General features: G+C 69.9%; 21 protein-coding genes. 11 read left to right on the forward strand and 10 right to left on the reverse strand.

Annotated features, from left to right (window positions below; translation table 11 throughout):
• Positions 1 to 3: 3 nt before the first annotated feature.
• From DI005_RS13320 to DI005_RS13330, 3 genes are all read right to left on the reverse strand, one after another.
• Positions 4 to 1035: a hypothetical protein gene (locus DI005_RS13320; RefSeq protein ID WP_369973575.1), complete on the reverse strand. Its 1032-nt coding sequence runs from the start codon at positions 1033 to 1035 to the stop codon at positions 4 to 6.
• Between the two features lie 11 nt (positions 1036 to 1046).
• Positions 1047 to 2426, reverse strand: coding sequence for a GTPase HflX (gene hflX, locus DI005_RS13325; RefSeq protein WP_233520123.1), 1380 nt, complete (start codon positions 2424 to 2426; stop codon positions 1047 to 1049).
• Positions 2427 to 2628: 202 nt separating this feature from the next.
• On the reverse strand, positions 2629 to 3132 hold the full coding sequence (locus DI005_RS13330; protein WP_113642282.1) for a transcriptional regulator: 504 nt from the start codon (positions 3130 to 3132) through the stop codon (positions 2629 to 2631).
• Between the two features lie 62 nt (positions 3133 to 3194).
• On the opposite strand from DI005_RS13330, the gene DI005_RS13335 reads away from it, so the two are divergent.
• Positions 3195 to 4436 (forward strand): MFS transporter, encoded by a 1242-nt coding sequence (locus DI005_RS13335; RefSeq protein ID WP_112272571.1) that lies wholly within the window; start codon positions 3195 to 3197, stop codon positions 4434 to 4436.
• Here the strand turns inward: DI005_RS13335 and dapF are convergent.
• The 3 genes from dapF to DI005_RS13350 are packed head-to-tail and all read right to left on the reverse strand — an operon-like array spanning position 4433 to position 6861.
• Positions 4433 to 5257 carry a diaminopimelate epimerase gene (dapF, locus tag DI005_RS13340; RefSeq protein ID WP_113642283.1) on the reverse strand — a complete coding sequence of 275 codons (825 nt, stop codon included), beginning with the start codon at positions 5255 to 5257 and terminating at the stop codon, positions 4433 to 4435. The two genes, DI005_RS13335 and dapF, sit on opposite strands and share 4 nt — an antisense overlap.
• Before the next feature lie 9 nt (positions 5258 to 5266).
• Positions 5267 to 6172 carry a tRNA (adenosine(37)-N6)-dimethylallyltransferase MiaA gene (gene miaA, locus DI005_RS13345; RefSeq protein WP_112272575.1) on the reverse strand — a complete coding sequence of 302 codons (906 nt, stop codon included), beginning with the start codon at positions 6170 to 6172 and terminating at the stop codon, positions 5267 to 5269.
• Positions 6169 to 6861, reverse strand: coding sequence for a class III extradiol dioxygenase subunit B-like domain-containing protein (locus DI005_RS13350; RefSeq protein WP_112272577.1), 693 nt, complete (start codon positions 6859 to 6861; stop codon positions 6169 to 6171). The genes miaA and DI005_RS13350 overlap by 4 nt, the downstream gene beginning before the upstream one ends.
• Before the next feature lie 171 nt (positions 6862 to 7032).
• Between DI005_RS13350 and DI005_RS13355 the strand changes: the two genes are divergently transcribed.
• Positions 7033 to 8352: a DUF349 domain-containing protein gene (locus tag DI005_RS13355; protein ID WP_112272579.1), complete on the forward strand. Its 1320-nt coding sequence runs from the start codon at positions 7033 to 7035 to the stop codon at positions 8350 to 8352.
• Positions 8353 to 8454: 102 nt separating this feature from the next.
• Here DI005_RS13355 and DI005_RS13360 read toward each other — a convergent pair whose 3' ends face one another.
• Both DI005_RS13360 and DI005_RS13365 read right to left on the reverse strand, forming a co-directional pair.
• Positions 8455 to 9123, reverse strand: a complete 669-nt coding sequence (locus DI005_RS13360) for an aldehyde dehydrogenase family protein (RefSeq protein ID WP_113642284.1) — start codon at positions 9121 to 9123, stop codon at positions 8455 to 8457.
• Positions 9120 to 10130 (reverse strand): 2-dehydropantoate 2-reductase, encoded by a 1011-nt coding sequence (locus tag DI005_RS13365; protein ID WP_113642285.1) that lies wholly within the window; start codon positions 10128 to 10130, stop codon positions 9120 to 9122. The genes DI005_RS13360 and DI005_RS13365 overlap by 4 nt, the downstream gene beginning before the upstream one ends.
• 177 nt (positions 10131 to 10307) lie before the next feature.
• On the opposite strand from DI005_RS13365, the gene DI005_RS13370 reads away from it, so the two are divergent.
• The 7 genes from DI005_RS13370 to DI005_RS13400 all read left to right on the forward strand — a co-directional run bounded on the left by DI005_RS13370 (position 10308) and on the right by DI005_RS13400 (position 18967).
• A complete protein-coding gene (locus DI005_RS13370; protein WP_112273202.1) occupies positions 10308 to 10553 on the forward strand; it encodes a DUF6457 domain-containing protein in 246 nt (81 codons plus the stop codon).
• A 133-nt stretch (positions 10554 to 10686) separates the two neighbouring features.
• The gene (locus DI005_RS13375; RefSeq protein WP_369973576.1) at positions 10687 to 12417 is read left to right on the forward strand and encodes a thiamine pyrophosphate-binding protein; all 1731 of its coding nucleotides are present in this window, start codon (positions 10687 to 10689) and stop codon (positions 12415 to 12417) included.
• 18 nt (positions 12418 to 12435) lie between these two features.
• Positions 12436 to 13665, forward strand: coding sequence for a formyl-CoA transferase (gene frc / locus DI005_RS13380; protein ID WP_112272585.1), 1230 nt, complete (start codon positions 12436 to 12438; stop codon positions 13663 to 13665).
• A 3-nt stretch (positions 13666 to 13668) separates the two neighbouring features.
• Positions 13669 to 15804, forward strand: a complete 2136-nt coding sequence (locus DI005_RS13385) for an acetate--CoA ligase family protein (RefSeq protein ID WP_113642286.1) — start codon at positions 13669 to 13671, stop codon at positions 15802 to 15804.
• A gap of 33 nt (positions 15805 to 15837) precedes the next feature.
• Positions 15838 to 17343 carry an Nramp family divalent metal transporter gene (locus DI005_RS13390; protein WP_170200592.1) on the forward strand — a complete coding sequence of 502 codons (1506 nt, stop codon included), beginning with the start codon at positions 15838 to 15840 and terminating at the stop codon, positions 17341 to 17343.
• Positions 17344 to 17892 (forward strand): hypothetical protein, encoded by a 549-nt coding sequence (locus tag DI005_RS13395; protein WP_113642287.1) that lies wholly within the window; start codon positions 17344 to 17346, stop codon positions 17890 to 17892.
• 73 nt (positions 17893 to 17965) lie between these two features.
• On the forward strand, positions 17966 to 18967 hold the full coding sequence (locus DI005_RS13400; protein WP_170200593.1) for a TerC family protein: 1002 nt from the start codon (positions 17966 to 17968) through the stop codon (positions 18965 to 18967).
• A 57-nt stretch (positions 18968 to 19024) separates the two neighbouring features.
• On the opposite strand, the gene DI005_RS13405 is transcribed toward DI005_RS13400, so the two are convergent.
• Both DI005_RS13405 and DI005_RS13410 read right to left on the reverse strand, forming a co-directional pair.
• Entirely contained in the window at positions 19025 to 19213 is a 189-nt protein-coding gene (locus DI005_RS13405; protein WP_112272593.1) for a hypothetical protein, read from the reverse strand.
• An 89-nt stretch (positions 19214 to 19302) separates the two neighbouring features.
• Complete coding sequence (locus DI005_RS13410; protein ID WP_112272595.1) at positions 19303 to 20049, reverse strand: GntR family transcriptional regulator; 747 nt, start codon at positions 20047 to 20049, stop codon at positions 19303 to 19305.
• 254 nt (positions 20050 to 20303) lie between these two features.
• Here DI005_RS13410 and sucC point away from each other — a divergent pair, with 254 nt between their 5' ends.
• The gene (gene sucC / locus DI005_RS13415) at positions 20304 to 21473 is read left to right on the forward strand and encodes an ADP-forming succinate--CoA ligase subunit beta (protein WP_113642288.1); all 1170 of its coding nucleotides are present in this window, start codon (positions 20304 to 20306) and stop codon (positions 21471 to 21473) included.
• Between the two features lie 5 nt (positions 21474 to 21478).
• Positions 21479 to 22338: succinate--CoA ligase subunit alpha (gene sucD, locus DI005_RS13420; RefSeq protein WP_113642289.1), on the forward strand; the 860-nt coding region annotated here is incomplete at its 3' end.

Below are 22338 nucleotides of genomic sequence, written 5' to 3' on the forward strand. Positions count from 1 at the left end.
GGGCTAGCGGCGGCGGAGCTTGCTGAAACCGAACACGAGCATCGCCGCGACGCCCACTGCGATGGCGATTCCCGGCAGCACCGGCACGCCGGAGCTGTCCTGCTCGGCGGCCGGAGCGGGGCTGCCTCCGGCAGCGCTGTCGGATTGCGCCGGCTCACTCGGCGTGGTCTCGACGTCGACGAGCCCGGCCGCGCCACGCACGATGCGCACCGGGCTGCCCACGCCTTCGCTGACCGACAGCAGTGAGCCGTCCGGTTCGAACGCGATCGCCTCGCCCTGTGCCTCGTCCGGCAGCGGCACCCGCACCGGCGAACGCTGCAACGCGGCCACGACATCGCCGTCCGGCGCCGGGTACAGGTAGGCATCGGTGTAGGTCCGCACGGCGAACACGCTGCCATCGGCGTTCGTGGCAGCGCCGGTGACGAGCAGCGAACCGGCCGTGCCCACCGGGCCACCCGGCGTGTCCGTGGCGGACAGGCTCAGCGAGCCGACCTTCTCCAATGGGGTCGGCCCAGGACTGGCGAGCGGCGCCGACGGCCGGTACACCTCCGAACCGCCCAGCACGTTCTTCGTGATGATGTACGGCGTGCCCGACCGGTCGAGCAGCAGCGCCTCGGCGTCGCGGGCGCCGTCCGGGTAGGTCAGCCGGTACAGCGTGGCGGGGCCGCCGGGCGAAAGGGCGTGCAGCGCCACCGTGTCCCGCTGCTTGCGGTTGTCGCCGGTGTCGCCGAGCCACAGTGTGCCGTCCGGGGCCAGCGCCAGGTCCTCGACGTCGTAAGGGTCGGTCGGGTCGGTGAGCACGTCCTGGACGGAACAGTCCTTGCCGAGCACGAAGACCTCGATGCTCGTGCCGCCATCGTTGACGGCGTACCAGCTGCCCTCATCGGCTGCCAGGCCCGACACCTCCGCGAGCCGGTCGTCGCCGAGCGAGCAGACCTGCTCCGGCGCGGGTGCCTGCGCCGAGGCCGGCACGGCACCGGCGGCGAGCAACAGCGCGAGGACGGACGCGCCCGCTGCCCACCGCCGGCCGTGCAAACTCACAGCCGTCAGATCGCGGAACCGTTGGTGACGTAACGCTGCAGCGCGGCGGCCAGGTCGGGGCGGACCCTCGCCTGCAGCCGCGTGCCCTCCGGCGTGTGCTCCTCCGAGAGCACCTCGCCGTCGGCGTGCGCCCGCGCGACGAGCTCGCCGCGCGCGTACGGCACCAGCACGTCCACCGCGACCTCCGGCCTCGGCAGGCGCTGTGCGATCTCCTCCACGAGCTTGGCGACGCCCTGGCCGCTGCGCGCCGACACCACGACGGCGTCGGGCAGCAGGTTCCGCAGCCTCGCCAGGCTCACCTCGTCCGCCGCGTCGGCCTTGTTGATCACGATCAACTCCGGCGGCAAGGCGTCGGAGCGCCGCTCGGCGATCTCGTGGAGCACCTGGTGCACCGCGTTCACCTGCTCCTCGGGAGCGGGCGCGGACCCGTCCACGATGTGCAGCAGGAGGTTGGCGTCGGCCGCCTCGTCGAGGGTCGAGCGGAACGCGTCGACCAGCTGGTGCGGCAGGTGCCGCACGAACCCGACGGTGTCGGTCAGCGTGTACGCCCTGCCGTCCGGGGTCTCCGAACGGCGCGTGGTCGGGTCGAGGGTGGCGAACAGCGCGTCCTCCACCAGCACGCCCGCGCCGGTGATGGCGTTGAGCAGGCTCGACTTGCCCGCGTTGGTGTAGCCGACGATGGCAACGCTCGGCACCTCGTTGGCCACCCGCCTGCCGCGCTTCGTGGCTCGGATCGTGTCCATCGCGGCGATCTCGCGGCGCAGCTTGGCAACCCGTTTGCTGATGCGCCTGCGGTCGGTCTCCAGCTTGGTCTCACCGGGACCGCGCAGGCCGACACCGCCGTTCGCACCGCCGGCCCGGCCACCGGCCTGCCGGGACAGGGATTCACCCCAGCCCCGCAGGCGCGGGATGAGGTACTGCAGCTGGGCCAGCTCGACCTGGGCCTTGCCCTCACGGGAACGCGCGTGCTGGGCGAAGATGTCGAGGATCAGCGCCGTGCGGTCGATGACCTTGACCTTGAGCTTCGCCTCCAGCTGACGCAGCTGGCCGGGCGAGAGCTCACCGTCGCAGATGACGGTGTCCGCGCCGGTCGCGGCCACGATGTCGGCGAGCTCGCGCACCTTGCCGGAGCCGACGTAGGTGGCCGGGTCCGGCCTGCTCCTGCGCTGCACGAGACCCTCGAGGATCTGCGACCCCGCGGTCTCGGCGAGGCGGGCCAGCTCCTCCAGCGACGCCTCGGACTGCGCGGCCGTCCCCTCGGTCCACACGCCGACGAGCACGACCCGTTCGAGGCGCAGCTGCCGGTACTCGACCTCGGTGATGTCGGTGAGTTCGGTGGAGAGACCCGCGACCCTGCGCAGTGACGCGCGGTCCTCGAGCTCCAGTTCCCCCTGGGAGAGCTCCGTGTCGTCGGCGTACTGGCCGAACTCGTCGAAGAGCTCCTCCGGCTCGTATTGTCCTTCCGCCCGCGGGAAGTCGCGGGGACTCGGCTTGCTCACATGCCTCCAGTTGTGCTGTCGGGCCGACTCACCGATCGACCTCGTCTGCGATCCATGCTGCCACGATTCGGGCGATTCGCCGAACCGTTTAGCGACTCGGGTACATCCCGATGTAGACCGCCATCCGCTCGGCGTCCGGGTCGACGGGCCTGCTCTTGAAGTCCTCGAGCAACTCCTGAAGCCGGTTCTCGAACTCCTGGCGCTGGTCCGCGGGCACCTGTGCGACGAAACGCCACTGCTGCAACTCGCCTGGCTCCAGCTCGGCGACCTCGGCCAGGTATGCCTCCAGCATCGCCTCGCGGAGCCTGGTGTCGCCGCCCGCGGAGTCGAGCGCCCACGAAAGACCGGTGGACCGGTAGGGGATCTCCTGCGCGCCCCGGTTTCCCCTGCGGCGCGGTTGCGGTTCGAGAAAGCCCGTCTGTACCAGCTTGCGCACGTGGTGCAACGTCGTGGCCGGATCGCGGCCGAGCCGCTGGGCCAGCTCCTTGTTGGTCAGCGCCTCGGAATAGGTCAACCGGATGATGCGCAGCCGTATTCCCGAGGCCAGCGCGTTCGCCTCGGCCTCGGTCGCCCTGCGTCGCCGCGTTCCCACGTGGTCAGCGTACGAGCCGCAAGTGATTGACACTTACCAATCACTTGCCCACACTCGTTCGGGTGAGTTCCGACTCCCTGTGGTTCCACCAGGACTTCCGGCGCCTTTGGGCGGGCGACACGGCCAGCCAGTTCGGCACGTTCGTCGGGCACACCGTGCTGCCGGTGCTCGCCGCGACCGTGCTCAATGCCTCGCCACTGGAGATGGGCCTGCTCACGGCCGCCGAGCACGCCGCGTTCCTGCTCCTCGGACTGCCCGCGGGCGTGTGGGTGGACCGCATGCGCCGGAAGCCGCTGATGCTGCGGGCCGACCTGGCCCGCGCCACGCTGCTGCTCAGCGTGCCCCTGGCCTGGTGGGCCGACGTGCTCACGCTGACCCACCTGATCGTCGTCGCCCTGCTCGTGAGCGTGTGCACGCTGTTCTTCGACGTCGCCTACCAGTCGTACCTTCCGTTCCTCGTCGGCCGAGTGAAGCTCGTCGAGGGCAACGCGAAACTGCAGGTCAGCCAGTCCGTCGCGCACGTCACCGGCCCGGGGCTCGCCGGGGTGCTCGCGCAGGTGCTCGGCGCCGCCAACGCCGTGACCGCCGTCGGGCTGAGCTACCTCGCCTCGGCGTCGTGTCTGCGCCGCATCCGCGCCGTCGAGCCGGAACCGGAGCCACGCGCCGAGCGCACGCTGCTCGCCGACATCGGCGAAGGGCTGCGGTTCGTGTTCCGCAACCCCAACCTGCGGGCCATCACCACGTGCACGGCCGTGGGCAACTTCGCGGGCGGCGGACTCACCGCCGTTCAGGTTCTCTTCCTGACCCGTCACGTCGGGCTCTCCCCCGCCGGCGTCGGGTTCGTGCTGGCGGGCGCCGGTGTCGGCGGAGTGCTCGGCGCGCTCGCGGCGAGCCGACTGATGCGGGTGCTCGGGCAGGCGCGCGCCGTGTGGCTCGTCCCGCTCGTCACCTGGCCCGCCGAGCTGCTCGTGCCGCTCGCCGCGCCGGGCTGGCGGGCCTCGCTCGCCGCGATCGGGCTCGCGGTCACCGGGGCCGGGATCGTCGTCTACAACGTCGCGCAGGTCAGCTACCGGCAGGCGATCTGCCCCGACCGCCTGCTCGGGCGCATGAACGCGAGCGTGCGGTTCGTCGTGTGGGGCACGATGCCGCTCGGCGGGCTGCTCGGGGGCGTGCTGGGCGAGCTGATCGGGGTGCCCGCGACGGTGTGGGCCACCGCGATCCTGCTGGCCGCGGCCGCGCTGTTCGTGGTGTGCTCACCGTTGCGCAGGCTGCGCGACGTCCCGCAGACGCCCGCCGCCGCCTAGGCGACGCTGTTCCACCACGTGTCGTCGAGCTCGCCGCGGGCGACGAACACGGCGGGGCCGGTGAGCGTGGACGCACCGCGCTCGACCGTCACCGTGACCCTGCCACCCGGGATGTCCACAGTGGACTTCCCGGTGTCGGTTCCCGCGAGGTGCAGCGTGGCGGCCACCGCGGCGACCGTGCCGGTGCCACACGCGCGGGTCTCGCCCACCCCGCGCTCGTAGACCCGCATCCTCAGCGCCTCGGTGTCGAGCACGTTGACGAACTCCAGGTTGACGCCCTCGGGAAAGAAGTCCCGGTCGTAACGGGGCGCGTCGCGCAGGTCGAGTGAGGCGACGTCGTCGTCGAGGGCGGAGACCAGGTGCGGGTTGCCGACGTCGACGGCGACCCCGGACAGCTCCCGGTCGCCGACCACCGCCACCGACGTGCCCGTGATCCGCGCAGGTCCCATGTGGACGGTCACCGAGCGGTCCGGGTGCACGCGCACCGGGCGGTCGCCAGCCCGGGTGCCGACCACGAAGTCGGGTCCCGTGGCGAGTCCCGCGTCCACGAGGTAGCGGGCGAACACGCGAACGCCGTTGCCGCACATCTCCGCGATCGAGCCGTCGGCGTTGCGGTAGTCCATGAACCATTCGGCGGCCGAGTCGGCGCCGAGGGCGGCCGAGCGGACGACGCGCAGCACGCCGTCGGCGCCGAGCCCGCGCTGCCGGTCGCACAGCGCGGCGACCCGCGCCGGCGTCAGCTCCAGCCGGGCCGACGCGTCGGGCAACAGCACGAAGTCGTTCTGCGTGCCGTGCCCCTTCAGGAACTCGATGCCACCCATGCCATCAGATTACGGGGCGAGCCAGGACGCGACATGATCGGTCAGGCCCTCCGCGGCGCCGTCGAACCAGTGGATCCGCTTGTCCCGCCGGAACCACGACCGCTGCCTGCGCACGAACCGCCGCGTCGCCGTCGCCGTCGCCGCCGCGGCCCCGGTGAAGTCGTCGGTGCCCTCGTCGAGCGCGGCCAGCACCTGCTGGTAGCCGAGCGCGCGGGAGGCGGTCTTGCCGTCGCGCAGGCCCCGCTTCTCCAGTTCGCGCACCTCGTCGACGAGCCCGGCCGCGAACATGTGCTCCACCCGCAGGTCCACACGGGCGTCGAGCTCGGCGACGTCGCGGTCGACCCCGACCAGGACCGTGCCGTAGCGCGGTTCGCCGGGTTTCGGCAGGTTCGCCGAGAACGGCTGCCCGGTGATCTCGATGACCTCCAGCGCGCGCACGATCCTGCGGGTGTTGGTGGGCAGGATCGCCTCGGCGGCCTCCGGATCGGCGGCGGTGAGCCGCTCGTGGAGCGCCTGGGTGCCCAGCCGACGCGCCTGTTCCTCGAGTTCGGCCCGCACGTCCGGGTCGGTGCCGGGGAAACGCAGATCGTCGAGCACCGCCTGGACGTAGAGGCCCGAGCCGCCAACCAGCACCGGGACCTTGCCGGCCGCGAGCAGTCGCTCGATCTGGGCACGCGCGTCGCGCTGGTAGGCCGCAACGGACGCTGTCTCGGTCACGTCGAGCACGTCGAGCAGGTGGTGCGGGACACCGCGCCGCTCCTGTTCGGTCGCCTTCGCGGTGCCGATGTCCATGCCCCGGTACAGCTGCATGGCGTCGGCGTTGACGACCTCGCCGCCGAACGCCAGCGCCAGCTCCACACCGAGCGCCGTCTTGCCGGTGGCGGTGGGGCCAACAACCGCGATCGGCCGGATCACGACCGCTCCCAGACGGCCACGTGGTAGGCCACGCCCAGCGGCGCCTCCGAGTACAGCAGCTCGCCGCGCCAGGAGCCCGCGCGGGCGAGCCCGGCCAGCACCTGCCACGGCACCCGGCCCTGCACACCCAGCTCGGCGGCGAGCCCGGGTGCGATGTCCAGCAACGCCCCGGCGTCGGCCGCGGCCAGCGCGGCTCCGACCTCCGCGTCGAAACCGGGCGCGCGCGCGTCGTCCCCGCCGGGCGCCGCGGCGCCGTGCCGGTTGGAGCCGTCGCCGAGCACCAGCAGTCCCACGTCGCCGTCGAGCGCGGCCAGCCGCCCGCCCACGGCCGCGCACTCCTCAGGACCCGCCGAAGGGGTGAGCAGCTCGACCTCAACGGACTCGGCCCCGGCCTGCTCCCGCAGCCACCCGGCGAGCAGCGCGGGCAGCGGCAGGTCGACGGGCTCGCCGTCGGCGTCACCCGCGAGCGCGACGCGCACGTCGACCCCGAAACCCCGGAATGTGCCGCACGCCGAAGACGGAATCGGGCAAGCTTGTGCCGTGGCGCCGACAGCGACCCAGCGAGGGGGAAGCCGTTTGACGGCCGCCACGCAGGCGTCGCGGACGGACGCGGTCCGCTCGACGGCACCCGGCACGAGTTCGGGCACCAGGAGCGGGGGCTGGGGCACCACGGCGGCACGCGTGATCACGCGTTCCGAGGTTACCCGGCGCGCCCATGGAGGTACGTCTTGAGGCATGAGGTACCCAGAACCGCGCTGACCTGTTTGAATGCGGGCCTGGAACCGAACACGCAACACCCGGCCCCGCCGCCAGCGGGGCGCCCGCGCACCGGCGGGCCGACAGGCGAGAAGGAGCCGGCCATGGCCGAGCAGAACACCCCGAACGGCAGCGATGTTCCGGCGCCGCACCAGGTGCCGCACACCCCGGCCGGCGCACACGCCGCGCCCGCGGTCCCGCCTGCCGAGCCGCACCCGGACCGCTGGGGCCGCATCGACGAGGAGGGTGCGGTGTTCGTGCGGACCTCCGACGGCGAGCGCCAGGTCGGCGTGTGGCAGGCGGGGCCGGCCGAGGAGGGCCTCACGCACTTCGCGCGCCGCTTCGACGACCTGCGGACCGAGGTCGAGCTGCTGGAGACCCGCCTGACCTCGGGCGCCGGGGACCCCAAACAGGCGCTGGCGAGCGCCTCACAGCTGCGCGACGGGCTCGCCGACGCCGCCGTGGTGGGCGACATCGACGCGCTGAAGGCCCGCATCGAGCACGTCATCGGCCACGCCGAGCGCGCGCTGTCCGAGGTGAGGCAGGAGAAGGAGCAGGCGAGGGCCGCCGCCGTCAGCCGCAAGCAGGCGCTCGCCGAGGAGGCCGAGCAGATCGCCGCGGAGTCGACCCAGTGGAAGGCCGCGGGCGACCGGCTGCGGGCGATCCTGGACGAGTGGAAGACGATCAAGGGCGTCGACCGCAAGACCGACGACGAGCTGTGGCGCCGGTTCTCCAAGGCTCGCGAGGCGTTCAACCGCCGCCGGGGCTCGCACTTCGCGGAGCTCGACAAGCAGCGCGCGGCCGCGAAGCGGCGCAAGGAGGAGCTGATCGCCGAAGCCGAGTCGATGGCCGACTCCACCGACTGGGGGCCGACCGCGGGCCGCTACAAGGAACTGATGGTGGAGTGGAAGGCCGCGGGCCGGGCTCCGAAGGACACCGACGAGGCGCTGTGGCAGCGGTTCCGCGCCGCGCAGGACGCGTTCTTCGCGCGCCGCTCGGCGGCTTTCTCCGAGCGCGACGCCGAGTTCGCCGAGAACGCCGCGCGCAAGGAGGAGTTGCTCGCCGAGGCCGAGAAGATCGACGCGGCGGCGAACCTCGAGGCCGCGAAGTCGCAGCTGCGCAAGATCCAGGAGCGCTGGGACGAGATCGGCAAGGTGCCGAGGGAGCGCATCCGGGAGCTCGACGGGCGGCTGAAGGCCGTGCAGGACAGCGTGCGTGCCGCGGAGGAGTCGAAGTGGCGGCGCACCGACCCCGAGGCACAGGCCCGCGCGGCCCAGTTCCGCGAGCGCGTGGAGCAGTTCGAGTCGCAGGCGGCGAAGGCCCGCGCGGCGGGCGACGAGCGGCGCGCCAAGCAGGCCGACGAGCAGGCCGCGCAGTGGCGGGAGTGGCTGGAGGCCGCCGAGGCGGCCGTCGCCGACCGCTGACCGGCAGGCCAACTGCAGTGAAGGCCACCATCACTGCGTTCAACGCAGTGATGGTGGCCTTCACTGCAACGGTGCTAGCAGGTGCTGGCAGGTGCTGAGCGGTCAGATAGCCGCCCGTCTGGTCACGGCTCCGACGAGGGAGAGCCCGCGCCGCGTGCCGTCCGGGTAGGAGACGCAGCCGACGACGTCGGGGCGGGTCAGCGCCGCGTCGACCATCGGGCCGCCGCCGTGCACGAGCGTGAACGGCACGCCGTGCCTGGCGGCGAGCGCGGTCACCAGCGCGAGTGCGTGCCCGGCCTCCTCGGGTGCTTTCACGACGACGGCGTTGCCCACGAGCGCCTGCACGAACATCGCGTACACCAGCACGGGCGCCGGGCAGCCGCGGTCGGCGAGGTTGGTGACCGGGCCGCGCAGCGGTTCCCTGCCCGCGAGGAGTCCGTCGACCTGCTCGACGCAGCGGCGCGTCTCCTCGAGGCACTCGTCGAGGCCGGGACCCACGCCGGGCAGCGAGGCGAGCAGGTCCCGGTGCCCGGTCAGCGCGTCGAGCGAGGCGAGCACGCGCAACTTGCGCTCGGTGAGCGGCGCGAACGACCACGTGCGGTGCTCGTTGAGGCTCGCCCGCACGGCCCTCGCCGCGTCGGCGGCGTCGAGGTCGGGCACTCCCTCCGGCCGGAACAGCCCTCCCCAGAAAGGCAGCGGCCTGCCGCCGTCGAACGCCTCGGGCGCGACGGCCTCGACCTCGCCGGCCCCCGGTTCCGCGGTGAGTGTCATCGGGCACCTCCCTGTGCTGCGGCCAGCGCGGGCGTGGCCGTGGTGACGTTGGCGTTGAGCAGATCGGCGAGCGCGTTCACCACGCGCAGCGTCGGCACGGCGACGTCGGCGAGCTCGGCCAGCTCCACCACCGCGGCGAGGATGGCGTCGAGCTCGAGCGGCTTGCCCTTCTCCAGGTCCTGGAGCGTGGACGTCTTGTGCTCCCCGGTGCGCTCGGCACCGGCGAGCCTGCGCTCGATGGACACGTCGGTCTCCACGCCCAGCGCCGTGGCCACGTCGAGCGTCTCGCGCATCATCTCGACCACGAGCGCGCGCGTGTTGTCGTGGCGGCAGATCGCGGCCATGGTCGCCCTGGCGAGCGCGCTGATGGGGTTGAACGCGATGTTGCCCATCAGTTTGACCCAGATGTCCTTGCGCAGTTCGGGTTCCACGGGGCACTTGAGCCCGCCTTCCACCATGGCGTCGGCGAACTCGGTGCAGCGAGCGGAGATCGTGCCGTCCGGCTCGCCGATCGACAGGCGCGTGCCCTCTAGGTGCCGGATCACGCCGGGCTCGGCGATCTCGGTGGCCGCGTAGACCACGCAGCCGATGGCCCGCTCAGGCGGCATCACGGCGCTGACGGCGCCGCCGGGGTCGACGGTCTCGATACGCCTGCCCTCGAAGGGGCCCGGCACGCCGTGGAAGTACCACCACGGAATGCCGTTCTGTGCGGCGATCAGCGAGGTTTTCGGGCCCAGCAATGGTTCCAGCAGCGGGCCCGCGCTCGCGTACTGGTTGGCCTTGAGCCCGAGGAAGACATGGTCGACGGGGCCGATCTCCGCCGGGTCGTCGGTGGCGTGCGGCGTGGCCGAGAAATCTCCCCTCGGGCTCAGCACGCGCACTCCCGACTCGCGCATCGCCCGCAGGTGCGCGCCGCGGGCGACCAGGTGGACTTCGGCTCCCGCCCGGTCGAGGGCGGCGCCGACATACGCGCCGATGGCGCCGGCACCGAGAACAGCAACTTTCACGTCTGACTCCGTTCTTGGCCGAATCTGTGCGTCGGCTCCAGCGAGGGAAGGTGTGGAGCCCGCTCGGGACAGAAGGACGGGTCGCGTCCGAGGTGGAAGGCGTCTTGCCAGCAGGTTGTATGCAGTATACGGTATGGCAAGCTCCGGTCAATGGGTCCGACCCGGGAGGTGCGGTTCATGGACGAACTGCGGGAATGGACGACAGCGTTGTGCGCCGACCTCGGACTGGACGCAGACCAATGCGATCACGCACTGGTTCTCGCCATGACCCGCGACGTGGGCCGGGTCATCGCGAGGCAGGCCGCGCCCATCACGGCCTTCCTCGTCGGCATGGCCGTCGCGCGCGGTCTTCCGCCCGCCGAGGCCGCCGAACGCCTGGGCGCGCTGACCGACGACTGGCCCCGATTCGACTGGCGTGACTAGGGATTCGGACGAACGCGAATCCGACTCTGGACAACACGTTGATCGAGGGCCACGATAACTCCATATGGTATGCAGTATGCGGTAGTCAGCAAGGACTGCACGGTCTGAAGGAGTGACGACGCACATGGGGCAGATGTCCAAGACAGAGCCGGAAAGCGCGAGCCGGCCGAGCGCGCTGGCGAACACCAACGGCGAACCGCAGACGATCTCCGGCGGGCACCTGGTGGCGAAAGCGCTCAAGGCAGAGGGCGTCGACGTGATCTTCACGCTCTGCGGCGGCCACATCATCGACATCTACGACGGCTGCGTCGACGAGGGCATCGACGTGATCGACGTGCGGCACGAGCAGGTCGCCGCACACGCCGCCGACGGCTACGCCCGCGTGACGGGCAAACCGGGCTGCGCGGTGGTCACCGCGGGCCCCGGCACCACCGACGCCGTCACCGGTGTCGCCAACGCGCTGCGCGCCGAGAGCCCCATGCTGCTGATCGGGGGCCAGGGCGCCCTGACCCAGCACAAGATGGGCTCGCTGCAGGACCTGCCCCACGTCGACATGATGGCGCCCATCACCAAGTTCGCGGCCACCGTGCCCGCGACCGAGCGCGTCGCCGACATCGTCACGATGGCCTTCCGCGAGTGCTACCACGGCGCACCCGGACCGTCCTTCCTCGAGATCCCACGCGACGTCCTCGACGCGAACGTGCCGCTGGAGAAGGCCCGCATTCCGAAGGCGGGCGCCTACCGCGCGTCCACTCGCAGCGCGGGCGACCCCGCCGACATCGAGCGGCTGGCCGACCTGATCGTCAAGGCCGAGAAGCCGTGCGTCCTGCTGGGCAGCCAGGTGTGGACGTGCCGCGCCACCGACGCGGCGATCGAGTTCGTCCGCACGCTCAACGTGCCCGCTTTCATGAACGGCTCCGGCCGCGGCACGCTGGCTCCCAAGGACCCGCACCACCTGCAGCTGGCCCGCCGCTACGCGTTCCAGAACGCCGACCTCATCATCATCGTCGGCACGCCCTTCGACTTCCGGATGGGCTACGGCAAGCGCCTTTCCACCGAAGCGACGGTCGTGCAGATCGACCTCGACTACCGCACCGTCGGCAAGAACCGCGACGTCGACCTCGGCATCGTCGGCGACGCCGGCCTCGTGCTCTCCGCCGTCACGCAGGCCGCCTCCGGCCGCGTCGACAACGGCGCGGTCGGCCGCAAGGCGTGGCTCGAGGAGCTGCGCGCCGTCGAGACGCAGGCCTACGAGAAGCGCCTGCCGCGCCAGCTGTCGGACGCCAACCCGATCGATCCGTACCGGCTCGTGCACGAGATCAACGAGTTCCTCACGCCGAACTCCATCTACATCGGCGACGGCGGCGACATCGTCACGTTCTCCGGCCAGGTGGTGCAGCCGAAATCGCCCGGCCACTGGATGGATCCCGGTCCACTCGGGACACTCGGAGTCGGCGTCCCGTTCGTCATGGCGGCGAAGTACGCGCGGCCCGACGCAGAGGTGGTCGCACTGTTCGGCGACGGCGCGTTCAGCCTCACGGGCTGGGACTTCGAGACGCTCGTGCGGTTCAACCTGCCGTTCATCGGCATCATCGGCAACAACTCGTCGATGAACCAGATCCGCTACGGCCAGATCCAGAAGTACGGCGAGGGCCGGGGCCGGGTGGGCAACACCCTCGGCGACGTCCCCTACGGCGAGTTCGCCCGCATGCTCGGCGGCTACGGCGAGGAGGTCCGCGACCCCGCCGACATCCGTCCCGCGCTGGAGCGCGCCCGCGAGTCGGGCAAGCCGTCACTGATCAACGTGTGGGTCGACCCGGACGTGTACGCGCCGGGAACGATGAACCAGACCATGTACAAGTAGGGCAAAGGGGCTTGCACCATGGGAAAAGCACTCGAGGGTGTCCGCGTCCTTGACATGACGCACGTCCAGTCCGGACCGTCCTGCACGCAGATACTGGCCTGGCTCGGAGCGGACGTCGTGAAGCTGGAAGCGCCGAGCGGGGACATCACCCGCAAACAGCTGCGCGATCTGCCCGATGTGGACAGTCTGTACTTCACGATGCTGAACAGCAACAAGCGCAGCATCACGCTCAACATGAAGAGCGACGAGGGCAAGCGGATCTTCACCGAGATGCTGCCGAAGTTCGACGTGCTGGCCGAGAACTTCGGCCCCGGCGCCGTCGATCGCATGGGCTTCACGTGGGACCGGCTACGGGAGATCAACCCGCGCCTCATCTACGCCTCCATCAAGGGCTTCGGCGACGGCCCCTACACCCACTTCAAGGCCTACGAGGTGGTTGCGCAGGCGATGGGCGGCTCGATGAGCACCACCGGGTTCGAGGACGGGCCGCCGCTGGCGACCGGGGCTCAGATCGGCGACTCGGGCACCGGCATCCACACCGTCGCCGGCATCCTCGCGGCCCTCTACCAGCGCGAGCACACCGGCAAGGGCCAGCGCGTCACTGTCGCCATGCAGCACGCCGTGCTGAACCTCTGCCGCGTCAAGCTGCGCGACCAGCAGCGGCTCGCCCACGGCCCGCTCGCCGAGTACCCCAACGACGAATTCGGCGACACGGTGCCGCGCTCGGGCAACGCCTCGGGCGGCGGGCAGCCGGGCTGGGCGGTCAAGTGCGCGCCCGGCGGGCCCAACGACTACATCTACGTGATCGTCCAGCCGGTCGGCTGGGAGCCCATCACGAAGCTCATCGGCAGGCCCGAACTCGCCGACGACCCGGAGTGGTCGACGCCCGAGGCCCGGCTGGACAAGCTCGACAAGATGTTCCAGCTGATCGAGGAGTGGAGCATCAACCACGGCAAGTGGGAGGTGCTCGCGAGGCTCAACGAGCACAACATCCCGTGCGGGCCCGTGCTCTCCACGAAGGAGATCATCGAGGACTCCTCGCTGGCCGACAACGAGATGGTGCTGTCGGTCGACCACCCCAAGCGCGGCGAGTACAAGACGGTCGGCTGCCCCATCAAGCTGTCCGACTCCGCCGTCGAGGTCCACCGCTCGCCGCTGCTGGGCGAGCACAACGAGGAGATCTACCTGAACGAGCTGGGCCTGGCGGAGGACCGGTTCACCGAACTCAAGGCGAATGGAGTGATCTGAGGTATGCCGGCTCCAGACAAGTCCGCTGTCCGCGAGATCATCGACAAGGTACGCGCGGAGGGCCGCGACGGACTCACGGCGCCCGAGGGCAAGCGGGTCGCCGACGCCTACGGCATCCCCACCCCGGCCGAAGGGCTGGCCACCACCGCCGACGAGGCGGCGGCGCTGGCCGAGCGGATCGGCGGGTCCGTCGTCTGCAAGATCGTCTCCCCCGACATCCTGCACAAGACCGAGGCAGGCGGCGTGCTCGTCGGCGTCGACGGCGCAGACGCGGCGCGGGAGGCGTTCGACAAGATCGTCGCCAACGCCAAGGCGTACAACGCCGAGGCCACCATCACCGGAGTCCAGGTGCAGCAGATGGTCGGCGGCGGCCAGGAGGTGATCATCGGCGCCACGACCGACCCGACGTTCGGCAAGATCGTCGCCTTCGGGCTCGGTGGCGTGCTCGTCGAGGTGCTCAAGGACGTCACGTTCCGGCTCGCCCCGCTCGACGCGGCCGAGGCGAGGTCCATGGTCGACGGCATCAAGGCCGCCGAGGTGCTGCACGGCGCCCGCGGAGCGGAGCCGGTGGACGTCGACGCGCTGGCCGACGTCATCCAGAAGGTGTCCGCGCTGGTCACCGACTTCCCCGAGATCCGCGAGTTCGACCTGAACCCCGTATTCGCGAGCGGCAGCGGGGCGGTCGCCGCCGACATCCGCATCCTCGTCGAGACCGGCGAGGTCACCGAGCCGCCCAAGTTGTCGCAGGAGGAGATCCTCGAGTCGATGACCCGCCTGATGAACCCGCGCGCGGTCGCGGTCGTCGGCGCCTCCGACCAGGAGGGCAAGATCGGCAACTCGGTGATGAAGAATCTCATCAACGGCGGTTACGCGGGCGAGATCTACCCGATCAACCCGAAGGCCGACGAGATTCTCGGGCGCAAGGCGTACAAGTCGGTGGGCGACGTGCCCGGTGACGTGGACGTCGCGGTGTTCGCGGTCCCGGCCAAGTTCGTGGCGGGCGCGCTCACCGAGTGCGGCGAGAAGGGAATCCCGGCCGCGGTGATGATCCCGTCCGGCTTCGCCGAGACCGGCAACGAGGAGCTGCAGGAGGAGATCGTCGAGATCGCGCACCGGTACAAGATCCGGATGCTCGGCCCGAACATCTACGGCTACTACTACACGCCGCAGAACCTTTGCGCCACGTTCTGCACGCCCTACGACGTCAAGGGCGGCGTCGCCCTCACGTCGCAGAGCGGCGGCATCGGCATGGCGATCCTCGGCTTCGCCCGCACCTCGAAGATGGGCGTCTCGGCGATCGTCGGCCTCGGCAACAAGTCCGATGTGGACGAGGACGACCTGCTGACCTACTTCGAGCAGGACGACAACACGCAGGCCGTCGCGATGCACCTCGAGGACCTCAAGGACGGCAGGGCCTTCGTCGAGACGGCCAAGCGCATGACCAAGAAGAAGCCGGTCGTCGTGCTCAAGGCCGGCCGCACCGCGCTCGGCGCGCGGGCCGCGAGCTCACACACGGGCGCGCTCGCCGGTGACGACAAGGTCTACGACGACATCCTCCGGCAGGCCGGCGTCGTGCGCGCGCCAGGGCTGAACGAGATGCTCGAGTACGCGCGGGGCCTTCCGCTGCTGCCCACGCCGCAGGGCGAGAACGTCGTGATCATCACCGGCGCCGGTGGATCGGGCGTGCTGCTCTCAGACGCGTGCGTGGAGGCCGGACTGTCCCTGATGGACATCCCGCCGGACCTGGATGAGGCGTTCCGCCGCTACATCCCGCCGTTCGGCGCGGCCGGGAACCCGATCGACATCACCGGTGGCGAACCGCCGTCGACCTACGAGGCGACGATCCGGCTCGGGCTGGAGGACCCGCGCATCCACGCGCTGATCCTGGGTTACTGGCACACGATCGTGACACCGCCTATGGTCTTCGCTGAGCTCACCGCGCGAGTCGTGGAAGAGGCAAGGGCGAAGGGCATCGACAAGCCGGTCGTCGCGTCGCTGGCAGGCGACACCGAGGTCGAGAAGGCCAGCGATTACCTGTTCGATCATCGAATCATCGCCTATCCGTACACCACCGAGCGGCCGGTCGCGGTCCTCGGAGCCAAGTACCGCTGGGCGAGGGCAGCAGGTCTGCTCAGCTAGCAGGGGGCAGCCACCTCGAAAACTGGAGGTCCAATGGTGGATTCTTCGAAAGTACCCGTGTCGGGCGCCGGGGAGACCGGCGCCGATACGGGCAAAGCCGAACGGGTGTGGCGGGCCGGCGGGCTCGATCCCATGCCGATCCGCAAGCTGCCCGACGCTCCGCCCGCGATTCACCTGCTGGGCCCGACGGTGTTCCTCGTCGCCCTCGGCGTGGGTATGGGCGAGTCGTACATGTGGCCGAGACTCGTGCTCGTCTTCGGTCCGGAGATCAGGTGGCTGTTCCTTATCGGTGTCACGCTCCAGGCCGTGGTGATGCTGGAGATGGCCCGGTACGCCATGGCGACCGGTGAGAGCATCTTCACCGGCGCCGCCCGCGTTTTCAAACCACTGATGTGGTTCTTCTTCGCGGTGGCGATACTCGTCTATATCTGGCCGGGCCATCTCTCCGCGGGCGCCGCCGCGTTCGAGGAGATCACCGGCATACCGTGGGTGCTGACCGCGTGTATCGCGCTGGTACTCGTCGGCGTGGTGTTCACGCTGGCGAAGGTCATCTACAACCTGCTGGAGAACGTGCTGTCACTGCTCATCGGGACGCTCGTGGTCGGCACGGCCATCGTCGCGTCGCTGGTGGGCAGCTGGGGCGACCTGTCCAGCACGATCACCGGCATGTTCAACTTCGGCTACTTCCCGTCCGACGCGATGTCGAGCACGTGGTTCCCGATCGTGGTCGGCGCCATCGCCTTCGCGGGGCCTTCCGGTATGCAGCAGATGTGGTACACGCTGCACCTGCGGGACAGCGGTGCGGGCATGGGCGCGCACGTGCCGAAGATCCGCGGTCTCCGGCACGCCTCCGAGCAGGAGGAGATGCCCGCCCGCGGGTTCATGTTCGACACCAGCGACCCCGACGAGATGAAGAAGTGGAAGGGCTGGCGCCGCTGGGTCACCTTCGACGCGCTGCTCCTGTTCTGGGGCATCACGATGCTGGTGACCGTCTCCTTCACCGTGCTCGCACAGGCCGCCGCGCGCGAGAACCCGAACGTGCGGAGCCTCATCGAGGGCGGTGACCGCGATGCCGCGCTGAACGCGATGTCCGACGCCTTCGCCTCGGTGGGCGGTTCGGTGCTCGGTGGCGTGTTCTTCGGCTTCATCGCGCTGATCGGTCTCAACGCGACACTCGGCCTGTTCGACTCGTTCTCGCGCGGTCAGGCGGACATGACGTACTTCTTCGTGCCCGGCGCCAAGCGGTTCAAGATCTCGCACCTCTACGCGTTCTTCCTGTGGGCCGTGATCATCTTCGGCATCCTGATCCTGAACTTCGGACCGGCCGACGGCCCGAGCGGCGTGCTCGACATCCTCGCGTTCCTGTCGACGTTCGCCATGGGCGCGTACTGCGTCGTCCTGCTGCTGGTGAACAACCGGATGCTGCCGAAACCGATCCGGCCGAAGTGGTGGTCGAACGTCATCATCGGCTTCGGCGCGGTGTTCTACCTGGGCATGCTGTTCTACAGTCTCTTCCGATTCGGCGTGGTCGTGAGCTAGATGGACACGACACGCCTGCTCCGGCTCGGCGAGCTCGCCCTTCCCGGGCTCGTCGTGGGACTCATCGCCGGTGCCGTCGCCGGTGGGCTGGCCGGGATCGTCGGCCAGCCCATCGGCTGGGCACTCGTCAGCATGCTCGCTCTCGGTGTCCCGCTCGCCCTGCTGGGCGGCGCATACGGGCTGCTCGCCGCCTTCCGGAAGGTCCGCATCGGCGCGTTCGCGCCCGCGGCGCTCTTCTGGCTCGTCGGGTTCCCACTGGCCAGGCTGGCCCACGAGGTGCTGACCCACCTCATCCTCGTCGGCGAGCCGCAACTGCCTCCGGACGTGCTGGGTTTCCTCGCCTACCAGGGAATCATCAGCGCGGGCTTCGCCATCGGGTTCCTGTGGCTGCACGAGCGCATCGCGCCGCGGTGGTGGCGGCGGATGGCCCCGCACAACCCGGAGGCCGCGGAGATCTACGCGGTGTACGCCGCATACGCGAAGCACGTATACGAACAACGGCAGGCACGGCGGCGCAGCCGTGGCCGGGCCACGACGCAGCAGCGCTGAGCCGGGATCGGACCGTCACCATCCGCCTTCGCCGGCGGATGGCCGGTCCTGCCTGCGCTAGATTGGGACGACGTTGAACATTCCAATGTGGGTGTGGCTGGTGACCATCGCCAGCCTCACGGCCATCATCTGTTTCGACTTCTACCTGGTGTCCCGCAACCCACGGCACCCGTCGCTGCGGGAGTGCACGATCTGGGTCAGCTGTTACGTCGGGCTCGCCGCGTTGTTCGGCGTCGGCGTGCTCGTACTCGCGGGACCACAGTACGGCGGCGAGTTCTTCGCGGGCTGGATCACCGAGTACTCGTTGTCGGTGGACAACCTGTTCGTCTTCGTGATCATCATGTCGAGCTTCGCGGTGCCGAGAGAGTACCGGCAGAAGGTGCTGCTGATCGGCATCGTGATCGCGTTGTTGCTGCGTGGCCTGTTCATCGCCGTCGGCGCCGAGGCCATCGCACGCTTCGACTGGCTGTTCTATGTCTTCGGCGCGTTCCTGCTCTACACGGCGTGGAAACTGTTGCTGCACAAGGACGACGACGAGGACGAGTTCAAGGAGAACGCGGTCCTGCGTTCGGCCAAGAAGTTCCTGCCCGCCACGGACGAGTACAGCGGGGCCAAGCTGACGATCCGGGTCGACGGCCGTCGCATGGTCACCCCGATGCTCATCGTGATGATCGCGATCGGGACGACAGACCTGCTGTTCGCACTCGACTCCATTCCCGCGATCTTCGGGCTCACCAGGGAGCCGTACCTGGTGTTCACCGCCAACGCGTTCGCCCTGATGGGGCTGCGTCAGCTGTTCTTCCTCATCGGTGGCCTGCTCGACCGGCTCGTGTACCTCAGCAAGGGGCTCGCCACGGTGCTCGGCTTCATCGGCCTCAAGCTGATCGCCGAGACCCTGCACCACCACGGTGTGCCGTGGGCACCCGAGGTGCCGATCCTCGTGTCACTCGGCGTAATCGTGGGCACGCTCGCCATCACCACCATCGCGAGCCTGCTGAAGGTCCGCAGGGACCGGGCGCGGGAACTCGAAGAAGCGACGGCCCGGCCGGACGTGGCCGAGGCACAGGCCGACTGACCCGGCCCCTGGGGGCCGAGATCGAGCTGGCTCCGTTGGCAGCTCCTTCTCGGCCCGTCAGGACGACGTCGTGCTCGGCCGCTCCTCGGCGGCACGCTGCCGCAGGAAGTCCTCGACCTCCTGGCTGGCCTGCTGCCCGGCTCGCGCCTGAGCGGTCGCGAGGCCGAGGCCCAGCACGCGGCCGTCAGCACGGAAGCCGGCGGGCTCCTGCGTGAGGGACCTCCACAACTCCTTCCAGGTACGCATCTCTATCACCTCCTGTTCGCGGGCATCATTCACAACCCGGTGTCCGCCACGTCGCGGACCCGGTGGTCTTGTGTGAAGAGGGCGCCTTGTCAGACGCCGGGCGCGGTGCGCCTGCGGCGCGACCGGACCTGTACCGGAGCTACCTCCGGCTCGGGGTTCTCGCGACGCTGCTCCAGGTACGACTGGCGCGTCCGCTCGGTGTGCTCGCGCATCGTGCGGGCCGCCGCGTCGGCGTCGCCTGCCTCGATCGCGTCGATGAGCCTGGCGTGCTCCTGCCACGACTGGTGCCCGCGGTGGCGGGCGATCGGCGTGTAGTACCAGCGGACCCTGCGGTCCACCTGCGACACCATGTCGAGCAGCACCTGGTTTGCGGACAGCTCGGTGACGCAGCGGTGCAGCTCGGCGTTCGCCGCGACCATGCCGTCGATGTCGTCGGACGCCACGGCGGCCTCGCCCTGGGCGCACAGCTTGCGCAGGCGGGCGACGCCCTCGGCGTCGGTGTTCAGCGCCGCGAGCCGGGCCGACTCGGCCTCGAGCGCGGCCCTGACCACGAGCAGCTGGTCGACCTCCGCCTCCGTGGGCGCGTGCACGAACGCTCCGTAACCGGGACGCAGGTCCACCCAGCCCTCGGAGTTCAGCAGCTGGAGCGCCTCCCGGATCGGCTGGCGCGACACCCCGAGCATCTCGGCGAGCTCGCTCTCCACGAGGTGCTGACCTGGGGCGAGCTGCCGGGAGATGATCAGCTCCTGCATTGCCTGGTAGACGCGTTCACGGAGCGGCACCGGCCGGTCGATCCGGCGGGCGGACATCTGCTGCGGCAACTCGGTCGACGGCATGATGTACTCCCAACAATCGGTAACGGCGGTGCTTTGCCCGTTGTATCGGCCAATTGGTCGACTGCCTACAGCATACAATGAGCAGATTGCCCGACCCTGGTGATGCCTATCACTACAGCGAGTGACATCCGTCTCGTCTTCTCAGTTCAGGGTTGACCTTCCCCGCGCGGCAGAAACCTCGACTTCTGCATACAGAATACTGTATCCTCGTAATGAGGCTGTCGCTGTGACACAACCAATGAAGGTGGGTGCCAGTGGATCTGTACGAGTACCAGGCGAGGGACCTCTTCGCCGCCCATGGTGTGCCGGTGTTGCCCGGCGCTGTGGCGAGTAATCCGGAAGAAGCGCGGGCCGCCGCCGAGGAGATCGGTGGGCAGGTTGTGGTCAAGGCGCAGGTGAAGACCGGTGGCCGGGGTAAGGCCGGTGGTGTGAAGCTGGCCAAGGATCCGGCCGAGGCGCGGGAGAAGGCCGAGGCGATCCTCGGGTTGGACATCAAGGGTCATGTCACGCGTCGCGTGCTGGTGACCGAGGCGTCGGACATCGCGCAGGAGTATTACTTCTCGTTCCTGCTGGACCGGGCGAACCGCACGTTTTTGGCCATGGCCTCGGCCGAGGGTGGCGTGGAGATCGAGCAGCTGGCGGTCGAGCGCCCGGAGGCGTTGGCGAAGGTGGCGGTGGATCCGATCGCCGGGGTGGACAAGGCCACCGCGCTCGAGATCCTCACCCAGGGCAATTTCCCGGTGGAGATCCGGGAGCGGGCCGCCGAGGTGGTGGTGAAGCTGTGGGAGACCTTCGTGGCCGAGGACGCCACGCTGGTCGAGGTCAACCCGCTGGTGCGGGACCCGCAGGACAAGATCGTCGCCCTGGACGGCAAGGTCACCCTGGACGGCAACGCCACGTTCCGCCACCCCGAGCACGAGCAGCTGGTGGACAAGCAGGCCGAGGACCCGCTGGAGGCCAAGGCCAAGGCCAAGGACCTCAACTACGTCAAGCTCGACGGTGAGGTCGGCATCATCGGCAACGGCGCGGGCCTGGTCATGTCCACCCTGGACGTGGTCGCCTACGCCGGGCAGCGGCATGGCGGGGTCAAGCCCGCGAACTTCCTCGACATCGGGGGCGGCGCCTCGGCGGAGGTGATGGCCGCCGGGCTGGACGTCATCCTCGGCGACCCCGCGGTCAAGAGCGTGTTCGTGAACGTGTTCGGCGGGATCACCGCCTGCGACGCGGTGGCCACCGGCATCGTGGAAGCCCTCAAGATCCTCGGGGACGAGGCCACCAAGCCGCTGGTGGTGCGCCTGGACGGCAACAACGTCGAGGAAGGCCGCCGGATCCTCGACGAGGCCAACCACCCGCTGGTCACGCAGGTGGACACCATGGACAACGCGGCCGACAAGGCCGCCCAGCTCGCCGCGGCAGGAGCCTGATCCCCATGGCCATTTTCCTCAACGAGAACTCCAAGATCATCGTGCAGGGCCTCACCGGCTCGGAAGGCACCAAGCACGCCACCAAGATGCTGGCCGCCGGCTCCACCATCGTCGGCGGGGTCAACGCCCGCAAGGCCGGCCAGACCGTCACCATCGGCGGCACGGACCTCACCGTCTACGGCACCGTCGAGGAGGCCATGAAGGCCACCGGCGCCGACACCTCGGTGATCTTCGTGCCCCCCAAGTTCGCCAAAGACGCCGTCATCGAGGCCATCGACGCCGAGATCGGCCTGGCCGTGGTCATCACCGAAGGCATCCCCGTGCACGACTCGGCCTACTTCTGGGCCCACGCCGTCGCCAAGGGAAACAAAACCAGGATCATCGGCCCGAACTGCCCCGGTGTGATCTCCCCGGGCAAGTCGAACGCGGGCATCATCCCGGCCAACATCACCGGCCCCGGCCACATCGGCCTGGTGTCCAAGTCCGGGACGCTGACCTACCAGATGATGTACGAGCTGCGCGACATCGGCTTCACCACCGCGGTCGGCATCGGCGGGGACCCGGTCATCGGCACCACCCACATCGACGCCCTCGCGGCGTTCGAGGCCGACCCCGACACCAAGGTCATCGTGATGATCGGCGAAATCGGCGGGGACGCCGAAGAACGCGCCGCCGACTACATCAAGGCCAACGTCACCAAACCCGTCGTCGGCTACGTCGCCGGCTTCACCGCCCCCGAAGGCAAAACCATGGGCCACGCCGGCGCCATCGTCTCCGGCTCCTCCGGCACCGCCCAAGCCAAAAAGGAAGCCCTCGAAGCCGCAGGCGTCAAGGTCGGCAAAACCCCCACCGAAACCGCCGAGCT

Source organism: Prauserella sp. PE36 (assembly GCF_003311655.1).
GTDB classification, from domain to species: domain Bacteria; phylum Actinomycetota; class Actinomycetes; order Mycobacteriales; family Pseudonocardiaceae; genus Prauserella_A; species Prauserella_A endophytica.

Excerpts from the sequence above, each read along its gene's own strand:
- dapF (WP_113642283.1), bottom strand. The coding sequence starts at position 5,257 with ATGGGTGGCATCGAGTTCCTGAAGGGGCACGGCACGCAGAACGACTTC.
- DI005_RS13355 (WP_112272579.1), top strand. The coding sequence starts at position 7,033 with ATGGCCGAGCAGAACACCCCGAACGGCAGCGATGTTCCGGCGCCGCAC.
- DI005_RS13360 (WP_113642284.1), bottom strand. The coding sequence starts at position 9,123 with ATGACACTCACCGCGGAACCGGGGGCCGGCGAGGTCGAGGCCGTCGCG.
- DI005_RS13370 (WP_112273202.1), top strand. The coding sequence starts at position 10,308 with ATGGACGAACTGCGGGAATGGACGACAGCGTTGTGCGCCGACCTCGGA.
- DI005_RS13375 (WP_369973576.1), top strand. The coding sequence starts at position 10,687 with ATGTCCAAGACAGAGCCGGAAAGCGCGAGCCGGCCGAGCGCGCTGGCG.
- frc (WP_112272585.1), top strand. The coding sequence starts at position 12,436 with ATGGGAAAAGCACTCGAGGGTGTCCGCGTCCTTGACATGACGCACGTC.
- DI005_RS13385 (WP_113642286.1), top strand. The coding sequence starts at position 13,669 with ATGCCGGCTCCAGACAAGTCCGCTGTCCGCGAGATCATCGACAAGGTA.
- DI005_RS13390 (WP_170200592.1), top strand. The coding sequence starts at position 15,838 with ATGGTGGATTCTTCGAAAGTACCCGTGTCGGGCGCCGGGGAGACCGGC.
- DI005_RS13395 (WP_113642287.1), top strand. The coding sequence starts at position 17,344 with ATGGACACGACACGCCTGCTCCGGCTCGGCGAGCTCGCCCTTCCCGGG.
- DI005_RS13405 (WP_112272593.1), bottom strand. The coding sequence starts at position 19,213 with ATGCGTACCTGGAAGGAGTTGTGGAGGTCCCTCACGCAGGAGCCCGCC.
- DI005_RS13410 (WP_112272595.1), bottom strand. The coding sequence starts at position 20,049 with ATGCCGTCGACCGAGTTGCCGCAGCAGATGTCCGCCCGCCGGATCGAC.